Here is a 25,641-nt window from a genome sequence, read left to right as displayed (position 1 = left end):
GCGGCGACAGGCGGCACGCCGCATCGGGGTAAACGGGAAGGGCGCGACCTATCTGAGGGTCGGAGTGCTGAACGTCACCTCTCGCCGCCCGGCGGGATCGGGCGGTCGATGGGCAAGGCGCGCCGGGTCATCGACCGGTGCCCGAAAAACCACACTTAGAGGCCCGTCGCCAACCGGATGCGGGCCTTCACCAGGCCGGGATCGTTCGGAAGCTGACTGACTTCAGCGGCAATGAGGTGCGAGTCCGATGCCGATGCGGCTGCCTTTGCGCGACCGGTCGAGGCATCGACGACGACCGCGAGCGTGACGAGGGCGACGGCGATCACCAGCAGATCGATCCAGGAAAAGCGGGACTTGCGGAGTTCGTACGGGACAGCGATGGCCCGGATCTTCTTTTGGCCGTTATTCATGATGGCCTCTGGGGGACAGAGTTATCGGCTGGGCTGGAATGGTTGCTTTATGATTCCGATTTCGGTCGGGGCCGCGACCGCACTAAGGCGAGACCAAGGAAGTTTGTGTCATCCGTGTCCGAGGGTGGCGCCGGCGACGGCGGCAAAGGTCAGGATCGACGCGGCGATGACCAGGAAATCGATCCAGCCGAGCGACAGGCGGCGACGCTTCACGAGTTCGCTCCCGCGCTGCTGGCAGGAGGCGGCGGAGGCGCGATCGTCGTGCGGCCGGTCACGCCGGTTTGCGCGAGCACACCGCCAGCGAAGATCACGACGCAAATCACGATGAGGACGGCATCGACGGTGGCGAAATTGCGGCGAGACATGGAACCTCTCGTTGTGTCTTCAGGAGACACTACGGAGAGGTGACGGCGATCATCCCTTGATGAAATCATGCGCGCGGCGTGAGCGCGCGCCGCTTCAGACGTAGGCGATGCGCAGGATGTTGGTCGCGCCCGGCGTGCCGAAGGGAACGCCCGCGGTGACGACGAGGCGTTCGCCTTCCTTGGCGATCTCCTCCTGGCGCGCCACGCGCACGGCGCGCTGGACCATGTCGGCGAAATTGTGCGCGTCTTCGGTCTGCACCGGATGGACGCCCCAGGTGAGGGTCATGCGCCGTGCCGTGTCGAGGTTGGGTGTCAGGCACAGGATGCGGACGTCGGGCCGTTCGCGCGCTGCCCGCAACGTCGTCGAGCCCGTGTTGGTGTAGGTGACGATGGCGGCAGCCGATAGCGTGTGGGCGCACTGGCGCGCGGCGGCGCTGATCGCGTCTGCGGTCGTGGCCTCCGGCTCGTGGCGGCTGGCATCCATCAGGCGGCGATAGAGCGGATCGGTTTCGACGCTCTTCAGGATGCGGTCCATGATGGTGACCGCTTCGATCGGGTAGTCGCCCGATGCGGACTCGGCGGACAGCATGACGGCATCGGTGCCGTCGTAGACGGCGGTGGCCACGTCGGAAACTTCGGCGCGGGTCGGCGTCGGCGAATGGATCATCGACTCCAGCATCTGCGTCGCCACGATGGTCGGTTTGCCGGCGATGCGGGAGGCGGCCAGGATGCGCTTCTGCAGCGGCGGCACGGCCTCGGGCGGCATCTCGACGCCGAGGTCGCCGCGGGCGACCATGATGCCGTCGCTCTGCTCGATGATCTCGTCGAGATGCTCGATCGCCTGCGGCTTCTCGAGCTTGGCCATCACGGCGGCGCGGCCGGCCACCAGCTTCTTCAGCTCGGCAATATCGTGAGCGTGCTGCACGAAGGAGAGGGCGACCCAGTCGACGCCCAGCGACAGGCCGAACGCGAGGTCCTTGTGGTCCTTCGGCGTCATCGGCGACATCGGCAGGACGAGGTTGGGCAGGTTCACGCCCTTGCGGTCGCTGATCGTGCCGGCGACCTCGACCACCGTGTCGATGGTCTTCTCGTCGTGGGCCACGATGCGCAGGCGGACCTTGCCGTCATCGACCAGCAGCAGGCCGTCGGGCTTCGCGGCCTTGAAGATCTCGGGATGGAGCAGGGGAACGCGCTTGGCCGTGCCGGGCGTTGCATCCATGTCGAAGCGCAGCGTCTGGCCCTTCTTCAGCTCTATCGGGCCCTTGGCGAAGGTGCCGAGGCGCAGCTTGGGGCCCTGCAGGTCCATCAGGATCGCGATCGGGTGCTTGTATTCCTTCTCCAACGCGCGGAGCTGATCGACCCTCTGGCGGTGGTCCTCGTGCTGGCCGTGGCTGAAGTTCAGCCGGAAGACATCGGCACCGGCTTCGAACAGGGTACGCAGGCGCTCCGGCGAAGACGAAGCGGGCCCTAGCGTGGCAACGATCTTGGTGAAACGGTTTCGACGCATGGGTCCAGTCTACTTCCCGGGCGACGACACTTTAAAGTCACCCGCCTGTTCGTAGACCTTTACGACGGCCGCGTCATCCAGCTTGCCGTGGCCGGCGCCCGCAGCCGCGATGAACAGCTGATGTGCAGCCGCGGCAAGCGGCAGCGGCAGGCGCAGCTCGTGGCCGGTGTCGAGCACGAGGCCCAGATCCTTCACGAAGATCTCGACTGCCGACAGCGGCGTGTAATCGTCGTCGAGCATGTGCGGCACGCGATTGCCGAACATCCAGGAATTGCCGGCACTGGCCGAGATCACGTCGTAGACCGCGCGCGTGTCGGCGCCGGCCTTGGCGGCGAGCGCCATGGCTTCGGCGGCGGTGGCGATGTGCACGCCGGCCAGGAGCTGGTTCACCGTCTTCACCAGCGAGCCGATGCCCGCCTTGTCGCCCAGACGAAACACCTTGGCGGAAGTGGCGGAGAGGATGGACTCCGCGGCGGCGTAGCTTTGTGCGTTGCCCGAAGACATGAAGGTGAGCTCGCCCGACTCCGCGCGCGCCCGGCCACCGGACATCGGCGCATCGAGCAGCTCGTGCCCGCTCGCCGCCAGCCGTTCGTCGAGCTTGCGGATGAAGGCGGCGGGGCAGGTGGCGCACTGCATGACGAGGCCGCCCTTGCGCAGCGTGCTGGCGGCGCCGCCCTCGCCATAGAGAACGGTCTCGACCTGTTGGGCATTCACGACGGCGACGACCACGACATCCGCGGTCTTCGCGGCTTCGGCCGGCGAGGCGGCCGTCGTGCCGCCTGCGGCCACGAACGCATCGCGTGCGGCGGCGCTGGGATCGACGCCGATCACCTTGTGCCCGTGCTTCAGCAGGTTCTTCGCCATGCCGAGGCCCATCGAGCCCAGGCCCACGAAGGCGACGACGGGTGTGTTCTTGTCGGTCATGGTCAGGCCTTGATGCCGTACTTGGCGGCCCAGCCGAGGCCGGCACCGGTGGTCGTCTTGGGCTTGTATTCGAGGCCGACATAGCCGTCGTAGCCGAGGCGATCGAGCACATCGAGCAGGTAGAGGTGATTGACCTCGCCGATATCGGGCTCGTTGCGGTCGGGGTTGCCCGCGATCTGCACGTGCGAGGTGATGGGGAACAGCCGCTCCGTCCGCTTCTGCAGGTCACCCTCGGTCACCTGCAGGTGATAGAGGTCGAGCTGCAGGCGCAGATGCGGCGCGCCGACTTCCTCTATGATCGCCTTCACCTGATCGGTCGTGTTGGTGAAGTAGCCGGGAATGTCGCGATGGTTGATCGGCTCCAGCACGATGGTGATGCCGCTCTTGGCCGTGCGGTCGCAGATCTTCTTGAGGTTCGACACGAAGGTGCGATGCATCGCCTTCACGTCGGCACCCGACGCGATCATGCCCGACATCACGTGCAGGGTGCGGCACTCAAGGACCTGCGCGTAGTCGAGCGCCTTGTCGATGGCGGCGTCGAACTCGGCCTCGCGACCGGGAAGGGCGGCAAGCCCACGCTCGCCCTTGCTGGCGTCACCGGGCGGCAGGTTGAACAGCGCCTGCGTGAGCTTGTGTTTCTTCAGCTCGGCGGCGATCTCGCTGGCCGGGGCCTCGTAGGGGAACAGGATCTCGACGGCCTTGAAGCCGTGCGCCGCGGCGGCGCCGAAGCGCTGCAGGAACGGCACTTCCTGGTAGATCCACGAGAGATTGGCGGCGAGCTTGGGCATGCTTCTGTCCGATCAGGAAGGATAGGCTTCTTCGACGTCGCGCACCTGCGCATCCGACAGCGTTCGCAGCTTGAAGCCCTGCAACAGGAGGTGGAGCTTGGCCGTTTCCTCCAGCTCCTCGATGGAAGCCGACGCGGCCGACAGCGATGTGCCGGCGACCACGGGGCCGTGGTTGGCCAGCAGCACGGCGCGATGGCCCTTGGCATAGTCACGAATGGCGTCTGCCAGCTTGGGATCGCCCGGCTTGAAGTAGGGCACCAGCGGCAGCTTGCCGACTCGCATCACGAAGTAGGGTGTGATCGGCGGCAGGGTCGTCTCGGCATTGTGGTGGCACGACGGATCGAGGCAGGAGATCGCCACGGCATGCGTGCAATGGAGATGCACGATGGCGCCGTCCTTGGGCCGCACGTCGTAGACCGAGCGATGCAGCAGCGCTTCCTTGGTCGGCGGGTCGCCCCCGACATGCTTGCCGGAGAGATCGATCTTGGAGAGCTGGCCGGGCTCGAGTTCGCCCAGCGACGAATTGGTCGGCGTCATCAACCAGCCATCGGCCACGCGGGCGCTGATGTTGCCGGACGTGCCGGGGCAGAGGCCGCGCGCGGCGAGCTTGGCACCCAGCGCGCAGATCTGCTCGCGCATCTTGGTTTCTGCGGTGCTCATAATTTGTCGAATGCCTTGGTGAAGAAATCCGGGGCGCCGAAATTGCCGGACTTCAGCGCGAGCAGGATCGGCTTGTTGCCGACGGATGCCGTCCACGGCACGCCGGGATCGATCTCGGGGCCGATGCGCAGCGCGGTGACGTCGAGCGCGCTGACGACGGCGCCCGAGGTCTCGCCACCCGCAACGACAAGGCGGCCGACGCCGGCGCCGACGAGACCACGCGCCAGCGCCGCCATCGTCTTCTCGATCGCCTGGCTCGATTTCTCGATCCCGTACTTGGCCTGCAGCGCCTTCACGGAATCGGGCGTGTCGCTGGCCGACAGCAGGATCGGGCCGTTGCCCAGCTTGCCCTTGGTCCAGTCCAACGCCTTGCCGGCGACATCCTCGCCGCGGCAGATCGCATCCGTGTCGAGCGCCAGATGCGCGCCCTTGAAAGCCTTGATCTGGCCGAGCGTGGCGGCCGAGCAGGAGCCGGCGAGCACCGCTGCAGCACCCTCGATCTTCGGCAGCGTGTCGGCGCCGGGGCGATGGGCCATCAGGCCGCGGCGGCGATAGGCGGCCGGAAGACCCAGCGCGACGCCCGAACCGCCGGTGACCAGCGTGTCGTCACCGATCGCTTCGCCGATGATGCCGAGATCGGTATCGGCCACGGCATCGACCACGACATGGCGCACACCATCGGCCGCGAGCTTGTCGAGCGATTCGCGCAGCACCGCAGAGCCGGACTGGACCTGCTTCAGCGCCACGAGGCCGACCTTGTGCGGCGTCTGCCGGGCCAGCACGCGCACCAGGCTGGCGTCGGTCATCGGCGTCAGCGGATGGTGCTTCATGTGCGAGTCGGACAGCAGGATGTCGCCGACGAAGAGATGGCCAAAGAAGATCGTGCGGCCGTTCACCGGAAAGGCGGGGCAGTAGATCGCCTGCTTGGCCTTCAGCGCGTCGAGCAGCGCATCGCCCACCGGGCCGATATTGCCGGCGTCGGTCGAATCGAAGGTCGAGCAGTATTTGAAGAAGAACCGCACGCAGCCCGCCGCCTGCAACACCTTCAGCGCGTCGAGCGACTGGGCGACGGCATCGGCGGCGGGAATCGAGCGTGTCTTCAGCGCGACGACGACGGCATCGACGTCGTCGGGGATGGTGCCCTTCGCCGGCACGCCGATTGTCTGGATCGTGCGCATGCCGCCTTTGACGAGCATGCCCGCGATGTCGGTTGCGCCGGTAAAATCGTCGGCGATCACTCCAAGAATGGCCATGGGTTGACGTTAGGCGATGACGGTCGCTGGCATCCAGAACTTTCGGCGCCGGGAACGCCGCCGGGCCTCGTCCTCGCCGTCATAGTGGTACAACGGCGGTGCAGCATCGAACGTGTTGCGGATGTCGAGGGAATTGACGTTCACGATGCCGATGGCGCCGCTCTCCTCTTGCATGACCGCGCCGACATAGGCGCCGCACTTTGCGCAGAGCAGGTAGTCGGTGATTCCCAGTCCGAACCGGTAGCGGGAGAGGGCATTTGGTGCGCTGCGAAATTCAACCGTGCCGCCCGGATCGCCCATCGTGCGGGCGCCGTGGCGGCGGCAGAAACTGCAGGCGCAGCGGCCGATGCGCATCTCCTCGGGTTTCTTGTCCGATGTGAGCGCGATCTGGATCGCGCCGCAGTGGCAGGAACCGGGGTAGGTCGTCATGGCGCGATCAAGGTGACTCTGAAGTCATTGACGTTGGTCCGCGTCGGACCGGTGATCAGGCCGTCGCCCAGCAGCTCGAAGAAGCCGTGCCCGTCATTGTCGTCGAGCATGGCCTGAGGGTCGCGCCCCTTGGCGCGCGCGCGGGCCGGCGTGTCGGGGGCGAAGATGGCGCCGGCAACTTCTTCCGCGCCGTCGACGCCGTCAGTGTCGGCCGACAGGCCCCAGATGCCCGGCGCACCATTGGCCGCAATGGCCTGCGCCAGCAGATATTCGACGTTGCGTCCGCCGCGACCCTTGCCGCGCACCGTGACGGTGGTCTCGCCGCCGGAAAGGATCGCCACAGGCTTGCCGCCGCGCTTGGCGATCTCGATGGCCTGCCGCGCATGCTCGGCGCCCAGCTCGCGCGCCTCGCCCTCGAGATTGTCGCCCAGCATGATTACTTCCACGCCGTGTTCCCTGGCGACGGCGGCGGCGGCTTCGAGCGAGCGCTTGGGCGTGGCGACCATGATCGTCTCGACATTGGCGAGGCGCGGATCGCCGGGCTTCGGCGTCTCCTCGATGCGGCCGGCCGCACCTTCCTTGAGATGGGCGAGCACGGAAGGCGGTGGATCGATCTTGTATTTCGCGAGCACCGCAAGCGCGTCGGCGAAGGTCGTCTTGTCGGCGACGGTGGGACCGGAGCCGATGACGCCGGGGTCATCATTCGGCACGTCCGAGATCAGCCAGGAGAGGACACGCGCCGGCTGGGCGGCGATGGCGAGCCGGCCGCCCTTGATCGCCGAGAGATGCTTTCGCACCGTGTTCATCTCGGTGATGTTGGCGCCGGATTTCAGCAGCGCGCGATTGACGTCCTGCTTGTCGTTCAGAGTGAGGCCTTCGGCCGGCAACGCGAGCAGCGCCGAGGCACCGCCCGAGATCAGGCAGAGCAGCAGATCGTCGGCGCTCAGTCCCTGCACGCGCTCGTAGATACGGCCGGCGGCCTCGCGGCCCTTGTCGTCGGGCACGGGATGCGCGGCCTCGACGATCTCGATGCGCTTGCAGGCCTCGCCGTAGCCGTAGCGCGTCACCACCAGCCCTTCGAGCGGATGCGGCCACTGATCCTCGACGGCGCGCGCCATGGCCGCACTCGCCTTGCCGGCGCCGATCACGATGGTGCGGCCCGTGGGCGGCTGGAGCTTCGCGATATAGGGCGCAAGGCAGGTGGCGGGACGAGCGGCAGCGAGGGCGGCATCGAACAGGGCGCGCAGCAGGGCGCGGGCGTCGGCATCTTTCATTTGCCCGATCTTCGCACTATAGGGGCGCGATGCAACCGTTGCTCCGGCCGGGCGATCCACCGCCGTTTTCCGTCTTCAACGAGCAGGGCCGGGCACCGTTGTTGCTGCTCTGTGATCACGCCAGCAAGGCGGTGCCGCAAGCGCTGGGCGATCTCGGCATTCCAGAGAGCGAACTGGCGCGTCACATCGGCTGGGATATCGGCGGCCTCGACTCCGCGATCGAGCTGGCGAAGGCGCTCGACGCGCCGCTGGTCTCGTCCGGCTACTCGCGGCTGGTGATCGACTGCAATCGCTGGCCGGGCGGCGAGGGCTCGACGCCCGAGGTCAGCGATGGCACGCCGGTGCCGGCCAACAAGGGCCTCACCAGGGAACAGGTCGATGTGCGCGCCGAGGCCTGTTTCTGGCCCTATCATCGCGAGGTCGACCGCCTGCTCGATGCGATGACGGCGGACGGTCGCCAAGTCTGCCTGCTGGTGATGCACAGCTTCACGCCCTCGATGAACGGTTCGACCGGCCCTGGCATGTCGGTGTGCTGTGGAACGACGATCCGCGCCTGCCCGAGCCGCTGCTGGCAGAGCTGCGCCGCGATCCGTCGCTGGTGGTGGGCGACAACGAGCCTTACTCGGCGCGCGCCGCCTACGAATACACACTGACCGCCCATGCGCGATCGCGGGCGCTGCCGCATTGCTCGATCGAGGTGCGGCAGGATCTGATGAGCACGCCGGACGACGCGCGCGCCTGGGGCCGCCGGCTGGCGCCGGCGATCTCGACCGCCGTCGAAAAGGCGCTGGCGTGAACTGTGTCGAGCTTTCGGAGACTCCGCGCGACCTGATCCAGCGCCATCTGATTGGCGCCGCAAACGGCTGGAGCGTGGGCACCTGGGGCGCCATCGGCGAGTTCCAGTATGACGAGGGCGAGCCCGATCTGGTCGTGGATGCAGACGGCCTCTCTGTGTCGAGCCGGCGCGGCGCCTTGTATATCGGCGACCTGAGCGGCGTCACGCCCTTCGCCCTGATCGACGACAATGGCCGCACACGAGAAATCGCCTTCTGCTCCGCTCGGCCCGCCAATGGACGCTCCGTCATCCATGCAGTCGACGAGTTGACGTTCGACCTTGGCATCGGCGTGCCTCACATCGACGTGCTGGTGCGCCTGGCGCCGGACGATGGGGAGACGCGCCAGGCGCTCGGTGCCGGCCTCGGCAGGCCGCTGCTGACGGCCGACAATCCGGCCGGTCCCGCGATCGGCAAGGCCAGCCCGACGCGCATCTTCGCCTCGGCGTTTGCCACGCTGGAGGTCCACCAGCCGATCCCGCCGCCGGATGGCCGTTCGCCGGCCGGCCCGCACAGCCACCTGCTGCCGAATCATCTCAAGGAGGGCAGGATCCATGCGCCGGGTTCGCCGCTTCCGGCTGGTTTATACTGCGGCCTGAGCCTATATCCCCGGACACGCCTTTAGCCTGTGGTTCAGGAGAGCATCATGGACGACAAGACCCGTACCGAACTCGAGGCCGCCGCCTTCCGGCGCCTGGTGTCGCACCTCCAGGAGCGCACCGACGTCCAGAACATCGACCTGATGAACCTGGCCGGTTTCTGCCGCAACTGCCTGTCGCGCTGGTATCGCGAGGAAGCGGGCAAGCAGGGCATCGAGATCGCCGATCCGAAGGCCCGCGAGATCGTCTACGGCATGCCGTACGAGGAGTGGAAGGCCAAGCACCAGAAGGAAGCCTCGGGCGACCAGAAGAAGGCCTTCGACACGGCCCAGCACAAGCACGGCTAGTGCTGGCACTGCCGGCATTCTGCCGGCCGGGGACACCGTCCCCGTTATCCCCATCATTCATTCCAACGATGTCATTGAGCTGACACGGCCGCTCCTCCTATGGTCCGGCCGTAGACAAGGAGCAGGACATGCCGGACGGCAGCAGCGTTTCCAAGAAAGTTAAGGCCGGTCCGATCTCCGCAGACCGCCTGAAGAGCTTCGTCGAGCGCATCGAAAAGCTCGAAGAGGAACGCAAGGCCATCGGCGGCGACATCAAGGACGTCTATAGCGAGGCCAAGGGCGTCGGCTACGACGTCAAGACCATGCGCAAGATCATCTCGCTGCGCTCCATGGATGCGGCCGACCGCGCCGAGCAGGAGACGCTGCTCGACGTCTACAAGCACGCCCTCGGGATGGTCTGATAATACCGGGCTGAAAACGGAAAATTGATTCCGCAGGCTTCGCGCAGGCGCTAGGGTTCTTCACGGCAGAATGCTCCGGCTACAGGAGCGGGCCGAGGAGGAACTCCCATGCGAAACACCGTCATCACGGGCGTTTGCGTAGCGTTGAGTCTCGCCGCCTCACAGGCGTATGCACAGCTCGCCGTTTCCTCGAACGATCACAAGATCGTCCAGGAAAACGGCGTCAACAGGAACGTCGCCAACCCGCCACCCGACACGATCACGATCCTGGATCTCGGCGCCCTGCCGGTGAAGGTCGTGGGCACCGTCGCCAACGTGCCGGGCAGCGTCGTCGGTCCGCCACTCTCGGTCGCGATCACGCCCGACGAGTCGATCGCGCTGATCGCCTCCTCGTCGAAGCTCGATCCCGCCGATCCGACCAAGCTCGCCAACGACGATCGCGTGACCGTCGTCGACCTCAAGGACCGCAAGATCATCGGGACCTTGAACACCGGCCCCGGCGCGGCCGGCATCTCGATCACCAAGGACGGCAAGCGCGCCTATGTCGCCAACCGCATGGCCGGATCGATCTCGATCCTGTCGATCGACGGCAAGGACGTGAAGCTGGTGAAGACCGTGCCGCTGATGGACGCAAAGACGCTGCTCAGCCACATGGCGGTGTCGCCGGACGGCGCGACCGGCGTGGTGACGCGCAACGGCGACGCCAAGGTCGAGTTGATGAAGCTCGGCGGCGACACCGTCGCCTCGTCTTCGGTGCTCGACGTGGCACCGCGGCCCTATGCCGTGTCGGTGACACCCGACAGCAAGAACGCCGTCGTGGCGAGCCTCGGCGATCCCAAGGCCAACGGCATCCTCACCGTGATCGACCTCGCCACGGGCAAGATCGTGGGCACCGTCGATATCGGTCACGAGAATCTCGAAGGCATGATCATGTCGAGCGACGGGCGCTGGATCGCGGGCGTCGCCCATGCCGGCTCGACGCGGCCCAAGGATGCGCCGCAATACAAGCCCAACGGCATGGTGGTGCTCTACAAGCTCGACGGCACCGGCCTCACCAAGACCGGTGAAGCGCCGATCGGCGGCTGGTCGCAGGGCGCCTCATTCTCACGCGATGGCTCGGTCATCGTCGTGCAGAACATGAACGAGAAGAACCTGCAGGTGTTCAAGAACGACAATGGCAAGGTCACCGATACCGGCCAGAAGATCGATGTCGGCGGCGGTGCCGCAGCGGTGAGGAGTTCGACGGACCGATGATCCAGAGGCGTAGCGTACTCAAACTGCCGCTCGCCGCCGTTGCGGCGGGCGGTGTCCCGGCGGCGCAGGCCCAGGCCTTTCCGTCCCAACCCGTCCATCTCGTGGTGCCGTTCCCGCCCGGGGGCGGCACCGACTCGCTCGCGCGGGCGATCCAGGAGCCGATGCAGAAGGCGCTCGGCGGTACGGTGATCGTCGACAACAAGGGTGGAGGCGGGGGCAGCATCGCCCACGAATTCGTGGCCAAGCAGCCGGCCGACGGCCACTGGATGGTGGTCGGCGCCAACAACCTGCCGCTCTATCCGCATATCGTGGCCCGGCTCGGCTTCGATGCGAAGACGGCCTTCGCACCGATCGGCTTCATCGCCAAGCAGGAGTCGGTCCTCGTCGGCAGCCTCGACGCGCCGTGGCCCGACCTCAAGGCGATCATCGCCGCGGCCAAGGCGGCGCCCGGCTCGGTGCAATACGGCACCGCCGGCCTTACGACGCCGATGCATCTGTCGACCGAACAGTTCGCCATGCTGAACGGCATCAAGCTGACGCATGTGCCGTTCCGCGGGACTGGTCCGCTCGTGACCGACCTGCTGGGCGGCCATATCAAGCTCGGCATGTCGAGCATCACCAGCGTCTCGCAGCAGATCGCGGCCGGGAAACTGAAACCCTATGCCATGGCCTCGCTGGAGCGTTCTTCGGTGGCGCCCAACATCCCGACCTTCAAGGAACTGGGCGCGGGCGACGTCGACGGCACCATCGTCTACACGCTGCTGGCGCCGGCCGGTACGCCGCCCGCCATCGTCGCCAGGCTGAACGAGGCGCTGAACGCCGCCGTGGCGACGCCGGAGCAGAAGGAGGACCTCTCCAGGCGCGGCTTCGTCGCCATGGGCGGCACGCCGCAGCAACTCGAGGACTGGCTGAAGGTCCAGGAACCGATCTGGGTGCCGGTGCTGCAGGCCGCCGGGGTGAAGCCGGAATAGGGCTCAGTGGTTTGACAGGGCCAGGATCTCGATGAGCCCGATTATGACGGCCAGCGCATAGACGATGCGCGTGGCCCATTCCAGCCGATGGGCGGTGGTGATCCGCTGGGCGCTGCGCAATGCCTCGGCCGTCGGGATGGAGATGACGCACATCAGCGACAGCGCGAAGAAGGCGTAGAACACGTATTCCACGGCCACCGTGTAGCCGATGCTGCCGAGCTGGTTGTTGACGGTCGTCAGCAGCACCACACCCGACAGGACGCCGGTGATCGTCACCGTCACCTTCTGCGCCATCAAGGTCGGCGGGAAGAACAGCGCGGCGAAGGTGATCAGCGACATCAGCAGCAGCGGCAGAAGCGTCTTGGCCAGGGTCGTGAGCGATCGGCGTTCGAGGTCGATCGTGAGAAGAAAGCCGGAAAGCTCCAGACCGTTTCGGGCGGCGATCCTCGTGAGACTGCCGAGCGGCGATTGCGTCCCGAGATTTTCGCGGCGCTCCGACGCCGAGACGAAATCCCAGAGCGTGATGTTCCGGAAAGCGGCTGCCGGTGCGGTCTCGTGCATGCCTCCGCCGTCTTCCGAGGCCCTTGCGCCGCTGGCGGCGCGGTCGATGACATAGACGATGCGGTTGTTGGCGGCGCGGTTGTTGAACAGGGGCAGGGACAGGGTCTGTACGTCGAAAGGGAAGCGATGCAGGTCGAAGTCGTTGCGGAACTCGCCCTGCACCCGCCACAGCCAGTATTCCGTGCCGTCGGCGTCCAGCCGTCGTTCGGACGGTTGGTTGCGGTCGAACGTACTCTTGATGCTGCTCGGGAAGACGATGTCGATCGGGTCGGCCGGGTCGATTCCGGCATCCTTGGCGAAGCGCAGCCAGACATAGAAATCCGCGACGAAACTCGAACGCGCGACGTCGATCTGCTGGATTTCGTTGATGTGCATGCCGGTGTAGACGACGCGCTGCAGGCGGGCATAACGGCCCGCGCCCATTTCGAAGACCGCACCACTCTGCAGATCCTGCGGCGTCGGGTTGTTCACGTTAACGATCTGCAAGGGCGCCGATTCGAAACGGTTACCGGTGAAGCGGCCGATGCGGATACCTGTCGTGCGCGCCCGGTCGGCGTCGAACCGGAAGCGCCCCAGCAGTCCAGGCTTGGCATTTTGCGCGTTCGTGAGCCCGAGAAGGTATCGGGTGACGCCGGCGCGCTGCGCGGCGGGATCGCCGGGCGCCTTGGCGACGGCGGCGCGGATCGCATCGACGGCGAGCGTTGCGGCTTCGTAGCCTGCCACCGCCTCCCAGCGCGGTTCCTGGCCGAAGCGGGCCCGGTAGCGCCGGGCGAAGGCGAGCTGCGCGGCATTTGCCGAATCGAGGATCACCGGCGCGAGGCCGTACAGGCCTTGGGTGAGGATGCCGGGCTGTGCCTTCTCTTCCGGCTGCTCGGCCAGCAGCTTGGTGAAATTCTCATCGCCGAACGGGTCGGCGCCGAGAAAGGGCCCAGTATGGCCGAGGCGATGCAGGCTGCCCAGCAGGTCCGCCCCTTCATGATCGAGCGTGAGCAGGACGACCGGCCGGCGCTCTTCGGCGACTGCCGCTGCGACGCGCTCGACGGTGGCCTTGTCGGCTTCGCGAGGCAGGGGATGATAGCTTGCCACGATGCCGAGCCGCCGGGCCGCGGCCTCGAAGCCCGCGTTCAGCGTCTCGCCGGCGCCGCTCTGGACGACGATGACCGAGGCCTCGCGCTTGCCCAGCGCGCGGACCAGGTAGTGCGCCAGGAACTCGCCCTGGTCGCTGTTCTTGAAGATCACCCGGAACGTCGTGGCATTGCGGGTCATCGCATCTGAAGTTGCAGTCGGGGGCAACGATGCCAGGCCGGCCGCCGCATAGACCGGTCCGGCGGCCAGCGACCCGGTCCCGAAGTTCGGCCCCAGCACCACGACCGCCGGGCCGGCGACGATCCGCTCGGCCACGGCCCGCGCCTTGGCGTCGTCGCCTTCGTCGTCGATCGGCTCGAGGCGGAGACGCAGTTTGGGGTCCGCTTTCACCGCCTCTTCGACGGCGAGCTGGATGCCTTCCAGCGTCGCCACGCCGTAGGTGCTGCCCTTGCCGGTCAATGAAAGCGGCGCAGCAATGACCACGGGATCACGCTGAAGGCTCTGAGCCACAGCCGCCGTGGCCGACATTGCGACAAATGCCAGCGAGGCGAGCGCTACCAGCGCGCGAGCGAACATGAATCTCCCCCAATCCACGGTCCGTTTATGCGGTGATCGCGCGTGAACGTCATCCGAAAGTCGCGGGTCCGCGCCCCCTCAGAACCAGATGTTCATCGGCAGGCCGTGGCGGTCGCGCTCGTCTGCGGGACCAAGACGCGTGGCCGTGCCGTCGACAATCAGCGTTGCCGTACGGCAGACGGCTATGGCGTCGAGGACGTCGTCGCGAGCGGCGCCCGGCACCGCCTGCGGCTGCCATGTGAAACCATGCCGGGCGAGCAGGTCGAGGCGTTCGGCAAACCCCTCCGGCTTGCGCTTCTTGCTGAGGACGGGCCTGCCGCCGTTCATGCGCGTGAAGGCGAGTTCGGGATGGGCTTCATAGACAATCGAGCGCAGGGACTCGTTGCCGCGCATCAGCGCGTCGACCTCGCGCATCTTGGGAAAGAGGTGGAAGGTCTGCTGGTTCAGGCCAATCCCAAGGGTCTTGCTGAGGGCATTGGCCTCTGCATGCGTGGTGCAGTCCAGCGCCGGCCGGCAGGGCGTGGGGAAGACCGAACTCGCCTTGCCCGGCAGGAGCCTGCGGGCGGCGACCTCGCAGGCGCGCGGCGGGCGCGGCACATCGACGAAACCGATCGGCATGTCGACGGCCAGAATCGAAAGACCCTCGCAGGCTTCCGCGAGGGTCTTCACGACTTTTATGTCCAGCGCACCGTCGGCGTCGCGCCGGCAGACGACCCAGCCGGTGCGGCAGCCGTCGGCGCCCGCGACGATCAATGGCGTCCTACCACGTGGCCATTCTAGCCTTGAGGCCGCCGTCCAGCACCGCGAGGAACTCCTCGGTGGTCTGGTAGGGCTGGTGCATGCCGATCAGCAGCGCGAGATCCTTGGTCATCTTGCCGCTCTCAACGGCCTCGACGCAGACCTTCTCGAGGGCGTCGGCGAACTTCACGACTTCGGGCGTGTCGTCGAAGGTGCCGCGATATTTCAGGGCCTGCGTCCAGGCGAAGATCGAGGCGATCGGGTTGGTCGAGGTCGGCTTGCCTTGCTGGTGCTCACGGTAGTGGCGCGTCACCGTGCCATGGGCGGCCTCGGCCTCGACGGTCTTGCCGTCCGGCGTCAGCAGCACCGAAGTCATGAGGCCGAGCGAGCCGAAGCCCTGGGCCACCGTGTCGGACTGAACGTCGCCGTCGTAGTTCTTGCAGGCCCAGACGAATTCGCCGTGCCACTTCAGCGCCGAGGCGACCATGTCGTCGATCAGGCGGTGCTGGTAGCCGATGTTCTTCGCCTTGAACTTGTCGGCGAACTCCTTGTCGAAGACCTCCTGGAACAGGTCCTTGAAGCGGCCGTCGTAGCGCTTGAGGATGGTGTTCTTGGTCGACAGGTAGACTGGCCAGCCGCGCATCAGGCCGTAATTGAACGAGCTGCGCGCGAAGCCGATGATCGATTCGTCGAGATTGTACATTGCCATCGCGACGCCGCCGGCCGGGAAGTCGAACACCTCGTGCTCGATCACCTTTCCGTCCTCGCCCTCAAAGCGAACTGTAAGTTTACCCTTGCCCGGCACCACGAAGTCGGTGGCGCGATACTGGTCGCCGAAGGCGTGGCGGCCGATGACGATCGGATGCGTCCAGCCCGGCACGAGGCGAGGGACGTTCTTGCAGACGATGGGCTCGCGGAAGATCGTGCCGCCGATGATGTTGCGGATCGTGCCGTTCGGCGACTTCCACATCTCCTTGAGCTTGAATTCCTCGACGCGCGCCTCGTCCGGCGTGATGGTCGCGCACTTCACGGCGACGCCGTACTTCAGCGTGGCCTTTGCCGAATCGACCGTCACCTGGTCGTTGGTCTTGTCGCGATTCTCGACGCCGAGGTCGTAATATTTCAGATCGATGTCGAGATAGGGGAGGATCAGCTTTTCCTTGATGAACGCCCAGATGATGCGGGTCATCTCGTCGCCGTCCATATCGACGACCGGGTTCTTCACCTTGATCTTCGGCATCTTCCGGACCCTCACAATTCTCTCAGCACGCGCAATTTAAGCGCCCCGGCTGCCCGGATGCGCATTAGAACGGAATGAGCGCAGCATTCAACGTCTCACTCGGCCGCATCCTGATCTCGGCCCTCGCTTAACAAGCCAATTGGCAGCCATTCGTATCTGCGGGCTTGTCTTGGGCCTGGTGTCTCAGCCAAGCACCAAGCGCGCGTTCCCCCTGCGACCCGGCGACGTCGTCAGAAGCACAAACGAAATATACGAAATATACGAAACAAACGAAACGAACCCCCCGGGGGAGCGATTCCGGGGTTGTGGTGGCCGTCCGAACCGGGAGTCACACTGCTCCAGCCCCTATATTCCGGTTCATTTGAGAAAGCTCACATGAAAAAGCCGCCCCGGTTGCCCGGGGCGGCTTCACCTGTCGCCGTATTAAAGAGTGGCGAGGGCTGCGTTCAACGTCTCACTCGGCCGCATCCCGGCCGATGTCTTGGCCTGGTCGGGCAGGTAGTAGCCGCCCGTATCGACCGGCTTGCCCTGTGCGGCGATCAGCTCGGCGTCGATCTTGGCCTCGTTCTCTTCCAGCGTCTTGGCCAGCGGCTTGAAGCGGGCCGAGAGCGCCGTGCTGTTGTCGCGGCGGGCCAGCGCCTGGGCCCAGTAGAGGGCCAGGTAGAAATGGCTGCCGCGGTTATCCAGCTCGCCGACCTTGCGGGCGGGGGAGCGGTTGTTGTCGAGGATCTTGCCGTTGGCCTCGTCGAGCGTCTCGGCCAGGACCTTCACGTCCTCGTTGCCGGTCGTCTGCGCCAGATGCTCCAGCGAGGCGCCCAGCGCCAGGAACTCGCCCAGCGAGTCCCAGCGCAGATAGCCTTCGTGCTGGAACTGCTCGACATGCTTGGGCGCCGAACCGCCAGCGCCGGTCTCGAACAGGCCGCCGCCCTGCAGCAGCGGAACGATCGACAGCATCTTGGCCGAGGTGCCCAGCTCCATGATCGGGAACAGGTCGGTCAGGTAGTCGCGCAGCACGTTGCCGGTGACGGAGATCGTGTCGAGACCCTGGCGGATGCGCTCGAGCGAGAACTTCGTCGCCTCGACCGGCGCCAGGATGCGGATGTCGAGACCCTTGGTGTCCTCGTCCTTGAGGTACTTCTCGACCTTCTTGATGAGCTCCGCGTCATGGCCGCGCTTGGCATCGAGCCAGAACACCGCCGGTGTGTTGGTGAGCCGCGCGCGGCGCACGCCGAGCTTGACCCAGTCACGGATCGGCTCGTCCTTGACCTGGCACATGCGGAAGACGTCGCCGGCCTCGACCTTCTGCTCCATCAGGACCTTGCCGTCCTCGGCAACGACGCGGACCGTGCCGGCCGTGGCGAGTTCAAAGGTCTTGTCGTGGCTGCCATACTCCTCGGCCTGCTGGGCCATCAGGCCGACGTTCGGCACCGAGCCCATCGTCTTCGGATCGAAGGCGCCGTGCGCCTTGCAATCGTCGATGACGGCCTGGAACAGCGTCGAGTAGCAGCGGTCGGGGATCGCGGCGAGCACGTCATGCAGCTTGCCGTCGGCGCCCCACATCTTGCCCGACTCGCGGATCATCGCCGGCATCGAGGCGTCGATGATCACGTCGCTGGGGACGTGGAGGTTGGTGATGCCCTTGTCGGAGTTGACCATGGCGAGGCCCGGCCGCTTGGCATACTCGGCCTGGATGTCGGCCTTGATGGCGGCCTTCTCGGCCTCCGGCAGCGTCTCGATGCGGGCCAGCATGTCGCCGAGGCCGGTGTCGGGATCGACGCCCAGCTTCTTCAGCGTCTCGCCGTGCTTGGTGAACACGTCGGCGAAGAACACCGAGAGGCAGTGACCGAACAGGATGGGATCGGAGATCTTCATCATGGTCGTCTTGACGTGCAGCGAGAACAGGATGCCGTCCTTCTTCGCCGCCTCGATCGCCTCGGCATAGAAAGCGTTCAACGCCTTGGCGCTCATCACCGAGCAGTCGATGATCTCGCCGGCCTTGAGCGGGATCTTGGGCTTCAGCACCGTGGTCGCGCCGTCGGCGGCGACCAGCTCGATGCGGGCATTGGTCGGCGCCGCGAGGGTCGTGGCGATTTCGGAGCCGTAGAAATCGTTGCCCGTCATGTGGGCGACGCGGGTCTTCGAGTCCTTGCTCCAGGCGCCCATCTTGTGCGGATGCTTGCGCGCATACTGCTTCACGGCGCCGGCGGCGCGGCGGTCGGAATTGCCCTCGCGCAGGACCGGGTTCACGGCGCTGCCCAGCACCTTGCCGTAGCGGGCGCGGATTTCCTTGTCGGCGGGCGTTGCGTCGGTGTCGGGATAGTTCGGGATGTCGTAGCCCTTGCCCTGCAGCTCCTTGATCGCGGCCTTGAGCTGCGGGATCGAGGCGGAGATGTTGGGCAGCTTGATGATGTTGGCTTCCGGCTTCATCGCCAGCTTGCCGAGTTCGGCGAGCTCGTCGGGGATCTTCTGGCCGGGCTTCAGTCTGTCGGGGAAGTTCGCGATGATGCGACCGGTCAGCGAAATATCGGCCAGCTTCACCTTCACGCCGGCCGTGGCAACGAAGGCCTGGACGATCGGGAGAAGGGAAAACGTCGCAAGCCCGGGGGCCTCGTCGACCTTCGTCCAGACGATTTCGAGATCTGACATACCTGCACCTCCGTACGCCGCTTTCGTTTCGGCTGGGTTGATGGATTGCTGATTAGGCCTGTCTTGTTGCACCGCCGTGAGAGGCCTGCAAGGCGGCCGGCAAAGGGTCAGATCCGGTCGAGACGCTTCGCGAAGCCGGCGGACGAGGGCATTGCCGCAATGGCAGGCAGGACATCCTTCAGTTCGCTCACGAAGGCGACATGGTCGAGATGGGTTCGTTCGGCGAAACCGCCTTCCACCACATTGCGGAGGAGGGCGGCGAGGGGCTGCCAGTAGCCGCCCTGATCGATGATCACGATCGGCTTGCTGTGGAGGCCAAGCGTCCGCCAGGACAGGACTTCGAAGAACTCCTCGAGGGTCCCGATGCCGCCGGGCAGGACCACGAAAGCGTCGGCCCGGTCGAACATCTGCAGCTTGCGCTCGTGCATGGTCTCCACGACCACCGTTTCGGTGAGGTCCGGATGGCCGGCTTCGCGCTCCAGGAGGAACCGCGGGATGATCCCGACGGCCTGGCCACGGTTGTCGAGCACGGCATTGGCGACCAGGCCCATCAGGCCGACGCCGCCGCCGCCATAGACCAGCGTGATGCCCTCGGCGGCCAGGAGCCGGCCGAGGCCGACTGCCGTCTCGCGGGTGGCAGGATCGGTCCCGAAACGGGCGCCGCAGAAGACGCAAAGGGAAGAGGGGGTGAATTCGGGCACGAAAGCTGCTTTTCTGGGACGATCCAGCGCGTTTCAGCGCGGGTGTGACATGGTATTGTTACGCAAAGGCTGGCTGCGACGCCAATGGGGATGGTGGTCGCACCGTTGGGAGGGCGATGTCACGAACTGTTTTCGGGCTGGTGGCAGTGGGCGCGGTGGTAATCGCGATCGCCCTGGGCGTTGCATGGCGTGGGAAACTGAGCGAGCAGGCCGCCATCGACCAGCCGATCAAAGCCATCGTCGTCGGGGCGACGCCTCAACCGGCCGCCGCTGCCGCCACCGCCACCGCCACGCCGGGACCGGCACCCGCTGCAGCCTCGGTCCCGGCGCTCGCGCCGACCTCTTCCGCTGCCGGCGCGCTGCCGTCGTTCGACGTCGCCCGGATCGGTCCCGACGGCCGGGCGGTGATCGCCGGCCGCGCCGCGCCCAGTGCCAAGATCGTGCTGCTGGACGGCGGCAAGGAGATCGCGAAGGCCGAATCCGACGCACGCGGCGAGTGGGTCATCATCGTGCAGGATCCGCCGCTCGCGGTCGGCCAGCACGAATTGCGCGTCGTGCAGCATATCGAGGGCAAGGCGCCGCTCACGTCGGAGCAGGCGGTGGTTGCCGTCGTGCCGGAGCCGCCGGCGGCAAACGCCCAGGGACAGCCTCGCGCCGAGACGCTGGTCATGATCTCTCCGCGGGCCGGTGCCGCAACCGTCGTGCAGCCCCCCACGGCGGCCGGCTTGCCGAAGTCCGCCGATCTCTCATTGTCGACTTTGGATTACGATGATCGCGGGCACGTCACGGTGTCGGGGCTCGCGGCGCCCGGAACCGTCGTCCGGGCCTATGTGAACGACAAGATGGTGGCCGAAGGCGTGGCGGCCTCCGACGGGCGCTGGCGGCTGAAGCCGGTGGATCCGATCGAGCAGGGCAAGCACGTGCTCCGGCTCGACCGCGTCGCCCAGGACGGCCGGCCGGTTGCGCGCCTCGAAATGCCGTTCGAGCGGGTCATCGTCGCGCCGGTCTCCAGCAGCGACGGACGACGGCTGCATATCGTGAAGGGTGACAATCTCTGGAACATCGCCCAGGCACACTATGGCGCGGGCTGGCGTCACACCGTCATTTTCGGTGCAAACAAGGATCAGGTTAAGAACCCCGATCTGATATACCCCGGCCAAATTCTCAGCCTGCCCAAGGTCGACAACTGACCTTCGGACAACGAAGAGCGCGCGAATCATGCTGGCTAATTTCCTGGTGCCGATCCTCGCGGACGGTTGGCGCTTCATCGGTCTCTTTGCCGCCGCGACCTTTGTCGCCGCGCTGACCGGCGTGGCGTGGCTGTTCTGGCCGATGATGCTGGTGACGGCATGGTCGATCTATTTCTTCCGCGATCCCTCTCGCGGCGTGCCGCAGGATGACGGGCTGTTGATCGCGCCGGCCGACGGGCTGGTGCAGATGGTGGTCGATGCCGTGCCGCCGGCCGAGTTGGGCTTGGGCGACAAGCCGCTGACTCGCGTCTCGATCTTCCTCAGCGTCTTCGACGTCCACATAAACCGCAGCCCCTGCGCCGCGACGGTCGACGTCGTGGCCTACCGGCCGGGCAAGTTCCTGAGCGCCAATGCCGACAAGGCGAGCGAGGACAATGAGCGCACGGCGCTGGCGCTGCGCCGCGCCGACGGCCGCGTCATCGGTTGCGTGCAGATCGCGGGCTATGTGGCCCGCCGCATCGTCTGCTACGTGAAGCCGGGCCAGGCGGTCGCCGCAGGGGAACGTTTCGGCCATATCCGCTTTGGTAGTCGGACGGACCTCTACCTGCCGGACGGCGCGCGTCTGCTGGTGTCGCCGGGCCAGCGCATGATCGGCGGCGAGACAGTCATGGCCGAGCTCGATCCCGTCGTGAGCGGACCGCGCACTGCCGTCGAATTCTAGCGGCGAGTTCTTAGGGAGCCCGACATGGACAGCGACCTGCGTTCCGGCCGCAGCGGATTGCGCGGCTTCTCCATCAACCGCCTGATCCCCAATATCCTGACGCTGGCGGCCCTGTGCTCGGGCCTGACGGCGATCCGCTTCGGCCTGCAGGGGGAGATGCGGCTGGCGGTCATCGCCATCATCGTGGCGGCGATCTTCGATGCGCTCGACGGACGCGTGGCGCGCCGGCTGGGCGTCACCAGCCGTTTCGGTGCCGAGCTCGATTCGCTGTCCGACTTCCTCTGCTTCGGTGTCGCGCCGGCCCTCGTCCTTTATCTGGCGTCGCTGACGCATGCGGGGGCATTGGGCTGGGTCGTGACCCTGATGTTCCCGATGTGCTCGGCGCTCCGGTTGGCGCGGTTCAACACGGCCCTGGAGCCCGACACGCCGCCGCCCGCCTGGACGGGATCCTATTTCACGGGCGTGCCGGCGCCGGCGGGCGCGCTGCTGGCTCTGATGCCGCTCATGCTGAGCTTCGAGATCGAGGCAGCCTGGCCGCGCCACGCCATCGTCGTCGGCTTCGTGCTGGTGGCGGTGGGCGGCCTCATGGTGAGCCGCCTGCCGACCTTCTCGTTCAAGAAGGGCCGGATTCCGCGGCATCTCGTACTGCCGGCGATGCTGGCGGCGGCTCTGGTCATGGGCGTGCTCGCGAGCGCGCCCTGGATTGCGCTGTCGCTGATCGGCTTCGGCTATATGTGCCTGATCCCGTTCAGTGTGATGGCGCATCGCCGCCAGACCCTGCAGGACCGCAAGGAGGCCGAGGCCGCGGCCATCGTGCCGCTGCGCTCCGTCGACAAGGGAACGCCGGCACACGATTGATCGGCGCCGATGCTCGATCCCATTCTGCGGCGCTGGATCGATCCGCCGCTCGATCGCGCCGGCGCATGGTTTGCGGCGCAGGGTGTTTCCGCCAACGGCCTCAGCCTGACCGGCCTGGCGATCGGACTGTCCGCCGTGCCGCTGCTGGCCTTCGGGCATTACGAGGCGGCGCTCGCAGTGATCCTGCTCAACCGCTTGCTCGACGGGCTCGATGGCGCGGTCGCCCGGCATAGCCGACCGACAGCGTTCGGCGGCTATCTCGACATCGTCTGCGACATGGCCTTCTACGCCGCCGTCCCGCTGGGCTTTGCCTTGGCGCGGCCGGAGAATGCCGTCTGGGCGGCGCTATTGCTCGCGTCCTTCGTCTGCACCTGCGCCTCGTTCCACGGGCGCGCCGTGCTGGCCGCCGGCCGCGGGGAGCGCGACACGGGGGAGAGGGGCGCCAAGTCGTTCTTCCATGCCGCCGGCCTGATGGAGGGTACGGAGACGATCCTGGCCTTCGTTCTTTTCTGCTTCTTGCCCGACCTCTTTCCGTGGCTCGCCGGAGGGGTAGCCGCCTTGTGCTTCTGGACCGCCGCCGCGCGGGTGATCGAGACCTGTTTGGCTGATTCGAATTCCTGATTTCTCGAATTTCGGCATCTTCTGTGATCGCCTTCACAGATCGGAGTGGCCATCGAAATTCCCTATTGGAATCATATTGTTAGAAAAGATGACACAAAATGGTCGAGTTTCGTTGACCTGAGAATTTACATTAAGTACCATTCCTAAGTTGATTCGGTGTGACGCTGCGAATCTGGGTTGGGGGACTAGGGAAATGCTTTCGATCTTCCGTCGCTTGATGAAGAACACCCAGGGCGCCACGGCCGTCGAATACACCCTGATCACCTCGTTGATCGCGGTGGCTGCCATCGCCTCGATCCGCTCCGTCACGGACAAGGTGAGCCACGTCCTGGGCACGGCGGCCCTCAACTAACGAATTGCTGCGGTCCTTGCCGGACCTGGTCGAGCTTCTCCAGGCCGGCTGCCTGATCGTCCTTGCGGGCCTGCTCATCGGAGCGGCCTGGCAGGATTTGCGCACCCTCCACATCGGCAATGGACTCTCGATCGCCATCGCGGCGCTGTTTGGCGTCTGGGCGTGTATCGGCTTGCTGGGGGAGACTTACACGCCTCTGGCGATTGGTCTTTCTCTCGCCTGCGCGGCCGGCTTGTTCGCCATGGGGGCCGCGGCGTTCGCGGCCGGAATGCTGGGAGGCGGCGACGTCAAGCTCCTGGCCGCGCTCGGCCTGTTCGCGGGCCCGGCCCAACTCATCGACCTGCTGCTGGTGACGGCCCTCACGGGCGGGCTGCTGGGGATCGCGGTGCTCGCCGGCGCGCCGGTCGGGCCTGCCTCGAGCCGGGGTGACGCGGCCTTGAGCCGGAGATTGCCCTATGGCCCCGCGATCGCGGCGGGTGGGCTTTGGGTTGCATCGAGGCTGGCCCTCGGCTGAGATTGGCTTCCGAAAAGGAGAGCCCATGCCTTCGCTGCTCGCAAAGACAGTCATCGCCGCCCTGGCCGCAACGATCCTGGCGTCTACCGCCGGCGCCCACACCCCTGCGCCGCCGGTGCGCAGCAGCGTCGACGTGCCGACGACTCCCGGCATGCCCGAGTTCCGCGATCCCAAGACGGGCCAGATCTGGACGCCGGAGAATGTCGGGCGGGGGCCGATCGGCAAGCCGACGCCCGCCGACCTTGCGTTCGATCCGCTGGCGCAGGCCGAGCGGATCAAGGGCGTCGTCATTCAGCGCCCCAACTTCGCGCCGCTGGGCTGGTCCGCGCCGACCGCCGGTCCGGCCGTGCCCCTGGTGACGATGGACAATGCCAGCCTGCGGGCCGTTCCCGGAAAGCGCTGGCAGGTCGTGCTCTACGTGAACAACAACAGCGCCGGTACCCTGGCGCCGATGATCGATTGCCGCTTCACCAATGCCGGCACGCTCGTCGAGGAGACGCGCATCCTGGTGCCCGGCATCGGTGCCGGCGTCCGCGGCGGGATCACGATCTACGGGCCGAAGACCGACCTGTTCGTCGATCGCGCGTCCTGCCGCATCGTCTCGCCCTGATCGCTCAGCCCTGCACCGAATAGCCGCCGTCGACCGTGATGGCGGCGCCGGTGACATAGTCCGAGGCCGAGGCCGCCAGGAAGACGGCGATGCCCGCGAAGTCGTCGGGCGTGCCCCAGCGTCCGGCCGGCGTGCGCTTCAGCACCGAATCGTGCAGCGCCGGCACATCGGTCCGCGCGCGGCGGGTGAGGGCGGTGTCGATCCAGCCCGGCAGGATCGCGTTCACCTGGATATTGTCCTTGGCCCAGGCGGTCGCCATCGCCTTGGTCATCTGCACGATGCCGCCCTTGCTCGCGGCATAGGCCGTCGTGAAGGAGGCGCCGAAGATCGACATCATCGAGCCGATGTTGATCATCTTGCCGCCGCCGGTCTTCATCATCTCGGGGTAGGCGGCGTGGCTGCACAGGAAGGCGCTGGTCAGGTTGCTGTCCATCACCTGGTGCCATTCGGCGAGCGTGTATTCCTGCGGCTGCTTGCGGATGTTGATGCCGGCGTTGTTCACCAGGATGTCGAGACGGCCATGGGCCTTCACCGCATCGGCGATCAGCGCCCGGCACGATTCTTCCTTCAGGACGTCGACAATGGCGAAGCTGGCTTTCGCACCGATCGCCTGCAGTTCCCTGACCGCTGCTTCGTTCTTGGCGGTGTCGCGGCCCGCGACGACGATCGTGGCGCCGGCACGCGCCATCCCCATCGCCATGCCGAGACCGATGCCGCCATTGCCGCCGGTAACCACGGCCACCCGGCCGGAAAGATCGAAAAGCTCCATCGTATCGCCTCCCCTTTTCATGACCGTCTCTATAGCGAACCCGTGCAACCCGAAATAGAGGCTCGTCGTTAGCCAAGCACGAGTTCGCGGCGCGCCGGCCGGGCTGACCGGCGGGTTGCGGACACGGGTGGCGGCGGTCGAAAGACCCCCGCCATTCTCTATTGGAAGAAGGGTGTCGAAAGTTCAGCCGTTACTTCTTGGACGGCTTTTCGGAACCATTGCCCTTATTGTTCGCCGCGTCCTTGTCGATCAGGTTCAGCAGATCGTCGGGCAGGGGTTCGCTGGCAATCTCGTCGTACATTGCGTGGAGCTGCTTGTGCAGCCACATGTCGAACGGGCGTTCGTTGGTCCGAGGCTTGGCGCGCGCCGGGCGGCTTCTGCCTGTTCAGCAATGCCGCGATCGGCGCCCTGCATGCCCGGGCGGCCTACGGCGTTCAGCGCAT

The 25,641-nt window shown here is 66.3% G+C and carries 28 protein-coding genes and 1 pseudogene; 13 read left to right on the top strand and 16 right to left on the bottom strand.

Features of this window, described 5'->3' with window-relative positions:
• Window positions 1–155: 155 nt before the first annotated feature.
• The 9 genes from AC1ROX_RS30610 to AC1ROX_RS30570 form a co-directional block, all read right to left on the bottom strand.
• The gene (locus AC1ROX_RS30610) at window positions 156–410 is read right to left on the bottom strand and encodes a hypothetical protein (protein ID WP_493132556.1); all 255 of its coding nucleotides are present in this window, start codon (window positions 408–410) and stop codon (window positions 156–158) included.
• A gap of 209 nt (window positions 411–619) precedes the next feature.
• On the bottom strand, window positions 620–775 hold the full coding sequence (locus AC1ROX_RS30605; protein ID WP_493132554.1) for a hypothetical protein: 156 nt from the start codon (window positions 773–775) through the stop codon (window positions 620–622).
• Window positions 776–869: 94 nt separating this feature from the next.
• On the bottom strand, window positions 870–2,282 hold the full coding sequence (gene pyk / locus AC1ROX_RS30600; RefSeq protein ID WP_493132552.1) for a pyruvate kinase: 1,413 nt from the start codon (window positions 2,280–2,282) through the stop codon (window positions 870–872).
• Window positions 2,283–2,291: 9 nt separating this feature from the next.
• Complete coding sequence (gene ltnD / locus AC1ROX_RS30595) at window positions 2,292–3,206, bottom strand: L-threonate dehydrogenase (protein ID WP_493132550.1); 915 nt, start codon at window positions 3,204–3,206, stop codon at window positions 2,292–2,294.
• Window positions 3,207–3,208: 2 nt separating this feature from the next.
• Window positions 3,209–3,994, bottom strand: a complete 786-nt coding sequence (gene otnI, locus AC1ROX_RS30590; protein ID WP_493132549.1) for a 2-oxo-tetronate isomerase — start codon at window positions 3,992–3,994, stop codon at window positions 3,209–3,211.
• Window positions 3,995–4,006: 12 nt separating this feature from the next.
• Complete coding sequence (otnC, locus tag AC1ROX_RS30585; protein ID WP_493132548.1) at window positions 4,007–4,654, bottom strand: 3-oxo-tetronate 4-phosphate decarboxylase; 648 nt, start codon at window positions 4,652–4,654, stop codon at window positions 4,007–4,009.
• Window positions 4,651–5,907, bottom strand: a complete 1,257-nt coding sequence (gene otnK / locus AC1ROX_RS30580) for a 3-oxo-tetronate kinase (protein WP_493132547.1) — start codon at window positions 5,905–5,907, stop codon at window positions 4,651–4,653. The genes otnC and otnK overlap by 4 nt, the downstream gene beginning before the upstream one ends.
• Window positions 5,908–5,916: 9 nt before the next feature.
• Entirely contained in the window at window positions 5,917–6,336 is a 420-nt protein-coding gene (locus AC1ROX_RS30575) for a GFA family protein (protein ID WP_493132546.1), read from the bottom strand.
• Window positions 6,333–7,610: a glycerate kinase type-2 family protein gene (locus AC1ROX_RS30570; protein ID WP_493132545.1), complete on the bottom strand. Its 1,278-nt coding sequence runs from the start codon at window positions 7,608–7,610 to the stop codon at window positions 6,333–6,335. The genes AC1ROX_RS30575 and AC1ROX_RS30570 overlap by 4 nt, the downstream gene beginning before the upstream one ends.
• 29 nt (window positions 7,611–7,639) lie before the next feature.
• Here AC1ROX_RS30570 and AC1ROX_RS30565 point away from each other — a divergent pair.
• The 6 genes and pseudogenes from AC1ROX_RS30565 (at window position 7,640) to AC1ROX_RS30540 (ending at window position 12,015) form a co-directional block, all read left to right on the top strand.
• Window positions 7,640–8,406: pseudogene (locus AC1ROX_RS30565) on the top strand (N-formylglutamate amidohydrolase).
• Window positions 8,403–9,068: a DUF6925 family protein gene (locus AC1ROX_RS30560; protein WP_493132543.1), complete on the top strand. Its 666-nt coding sequence runs from the start codon at window positions 8,403–8,405 to the stop codon at window positions 9,066–9,068. The pseudogene AC1ROX_RS30565 and the gene AC1ROX_RS30560 overlap by 4 nt, the downstream one beginning before the upstream one ends.
• Window positions 9,069–9,089: 21 nt before the next feature.
• Complete coding sequence (locus tag AC1ROX_RS30555) at window positions 9,090–9,389, top strand: DUF1244 domain-containing protein (protein ID WP_493132542.1); 300 nt, start codon at window positions 9,090–9,092, stop codon at window positions 9,387–9,389.
• Window positions 9,390–9,517: 128 nt separating this feature from the next.
• On the top strand, window positions 9,518–9,790 hold the full coding sequence (locus AC1ROX_RS30550) for a DUF2312 domain-containing protein (RefSeq protein WP_493132540.1): 273 nt from the start codon (window positions 9,518–9,520) through the stop codon (window positions 9,788–9,790).
• A 108-nt stretch (window positions 9,791–9,898) separates the two neighbouring features.
• Entirely contained in the window at window positions 9,899–11,044 is a 1,146-nt protein-coding gene (locus AC1ROX_RS30545) for a YncE family protein (RefSeq protein ID WP_493132538.1), read from the top strand.
• Complete coding sequence (locus tag AC1ROX_RS30540) at window positions 11,041–12,015, top strand: Bug family tripartite tricarboxylate transporter substrate binding protein (protein ID WP_493132536.1); 975 nt, start codon at window positions 11,041–11,043, stop codon at window positions 12,013–12,015. Before AC1ROX_RS30545 ends, AC1ROX_RS30540 begins: the two co-directional genes overlap by 4 nt.
• Window positions 12,016–12,018: 3 nt before the next feature.
• Here the strand turns inward: AC1ROX_RS30540 and AC1ROX_RS30535 are convergent, their stop codons facing one another.
• The 5 genes from AC1ROX_RS30535 to AC1ROX_RS30515 all read right to left on the bottom strand — a co-directional run bounded on the left by AC1ROX_RS30535 (window position 12,019) and on the right by AC1ROX_RS30515 (window position 19,563).
• On the bottom strand, window positions 12,019–14,238 hold the full coding sequence (locus AC1ROX_RS30535; protein ID WP_493132534.1) for an ABC transporter substrate-binding protein: 2,220 nt from the start codon (window positions 14,236–14,238) through the stop codon (window positions 12,019–12,021).
• 78 nt (window positions 14,239–14,316) lie between these two features.
• Window positions 14,317–14,991, bottom strand: coding sequence for a DUF429 domain-containing protein (locus AC1ROX_RS30530; RefSeq protein WP_493132533.1), 675 nt, complete (start codon window positions 14,989–14,991; stop codon window positions 14,317–14,319).
• A gap of 7 nt (window positions 14,992–14,998) precedes the next feature.
• Entirely contained in the window at window positions 14,999–16,216 is a 1,218-nt protein-coding gene (locus AC1ROX_RS30525; RefSeq protein WP_493132531.1) for an NADP-dependent isocitrate dehydrogenase, read from the bottom strand.
• Between the two features lie 423 nt (window positions 16,217–16,639).
• Complete coding sequence (locus AC1ROX_RS30520) at window positions 16,640–18,862, bottom strand: NADP-dependent isocitrate dehydrogenase (protein ID WP_493132529.1); 2,223 nt, start codon at window positions 18,860–18,862, stop codon at window positions 16,640–16,642.
• Window positions 18,863–18,969: 107 nt separating this feature from the next.
• Complete coding sequence (locus tag AC1ROX_RS30515; protein ID WP_493132527.1) at window positions 18,970–19,563, bottom strand: LOG family protein; 594 nt, start codon at window positions 19,561–19,563, stop codon at window positions 18,970–18,972.
• A 116-nt stretch (window positions 19,564–19,679) separates the two neighbouring features.
• Here AC1ROX_RS30515 and AC1ROX_RS30510 point away from each other — a divergent pair, with 116 nt between their 5' ends.
• The 7 genes from AC1ROX_RS30510 to AC1ROX_RS30480 all read left to right on the top strand — a co-directional run bounded on the left by AC1ROX_RS30510 (window position 19,680) and on the right by AC1ROX_RS30480 (window position 24,429).
• Window positions 19,680–20,753: a LysM peptidoglycan-binding domain-containing protein gene (locus tag AC1ROX_RS30510; protein WP_493132525.1), complete on the top strand. Its 1,074-nt coding sequence runs from the start codon at window positions 19,680–19,682 to the stop codon at window positions 20,751–20,753.
• A gap of 25 nt (window positions 20,754–20,778) precedes the next feature.
• Window positions 20,779–21,474, top strand: a complete 696-nt coding sequence (locus AC1ROX_RS30505; protein ID WP_493132585.1) for a phosphatidylserine decarboxylase — start codon at window positions 20,779–20,781, stop codon at window positions 21,472–21,474.
• A 24-nt stretch (window positions 21,475–21,498) separates the two neighbouring features.
• A complete protein-coding gene (pssA, locus tag AC1ROX_RS30500) occupies window positions 21,499–22,332 on the top strand; it encodes a CDP-diacylglycerol--serine O-phosphatidyltransferase (RefSeq protein WP_493132523.1) in 834 nt (277 codons plus the stop codon).
• 9 nt (window positions 22,333–22,341) lie between these two features.
• The gene (locus tag AC1ROX_RS30495) at window positions 22,342–22,953 is read left to right on the top strand and encodes a CDP-alcohol phosphatidyltransferase family protein (protein ID WP_493132521.1); all 612 of its coding nucleotides are present in this window, start codon (window positions 22,342–22,344) and stop codon (window positions 22,951–22,953) included.
• Between the two features lie 193 nt (window positions 22,954–23,146).
• Window positions 23,147–23,305 carry a Flp family type IVb pilin gene (locus AC1ROX_RS30490; protein WP_493132519.1) on the top strand — a complete coding sequence of 53 codons (159 nt, stop codon included), beginning with the start codon at window positions 23,147–23,149 and terminating at the stop codon, window positions 23,303–23,305.
• A 16-nt stretch (window positions 23,306–23,321) separates the two neighbouring features.
• Window positions 23,322–23,819 (top strand): A24 family peptidase, encoded by a 498-nt coding sequence (locus tag AC1ROX_RS30485; protein WP_493132517.1) that lies wholly within the window; start codon window positions 23,322–23,324, stop codon window positions 23,817–23,819.
• Between the two features lie 25 nt (window positions 23,820–23,844).
• Window positions 23,845–24,429, top strand: coding sequence for a hypothetical protein (locus tag AC1ROX_RS30480; protein WP_493132515.1), 585 nt, complete (start codon window positions 23,845–23,847; stop codon window positions 24,427–24,429).
• Between the two features lie 4 nt (window positions 24,430–24,433).
• Here AC1ROX_RS30480 and AC1ROX_RS30475 read toward each other — a convergent pair whose 3' ends face one another.
• Together AC1ROX_RS30475 and AC1ROX_RS30470 are read right to left on the bottom strand one after the other, a co-directional pair.
• Window positions 24,434–25,198, bottom strand: coding sequence for a glucose 1-dehydrogenase (locus AC1ROX_RS30475; RefSeq protein ID WP_493132513.1), 765 nt, complete (start codon window positions 25,196–25,198; stop codon window positions 24,434–24,436).
• Between the two features lie 190 nt (window positions 25,199–25,388).
• Complete coding sequence (locus tag AC1ROX_RS30470) at window positions 25,389–25,526, bottom strand: NepR family anti-sigma factor (RefSeq protein ID WP_493132511.1); 138 nt, start codon at window positions 25,524–25,526, stop codon at window positions 25,389–25,391.
• Window positions 25,527–25,641 lie beyond the last annotated feature (115 nt).

The sequence above is a fragment of the Reyranella sp. GW821-FHT14A01 genome (genome assembly GCF_058803965.1).
The sequence above is the reverse complement of the archived record's forward strand: the minus strand, read 5'-3'. Positions and strand labels throughout refer to the sequence as shown.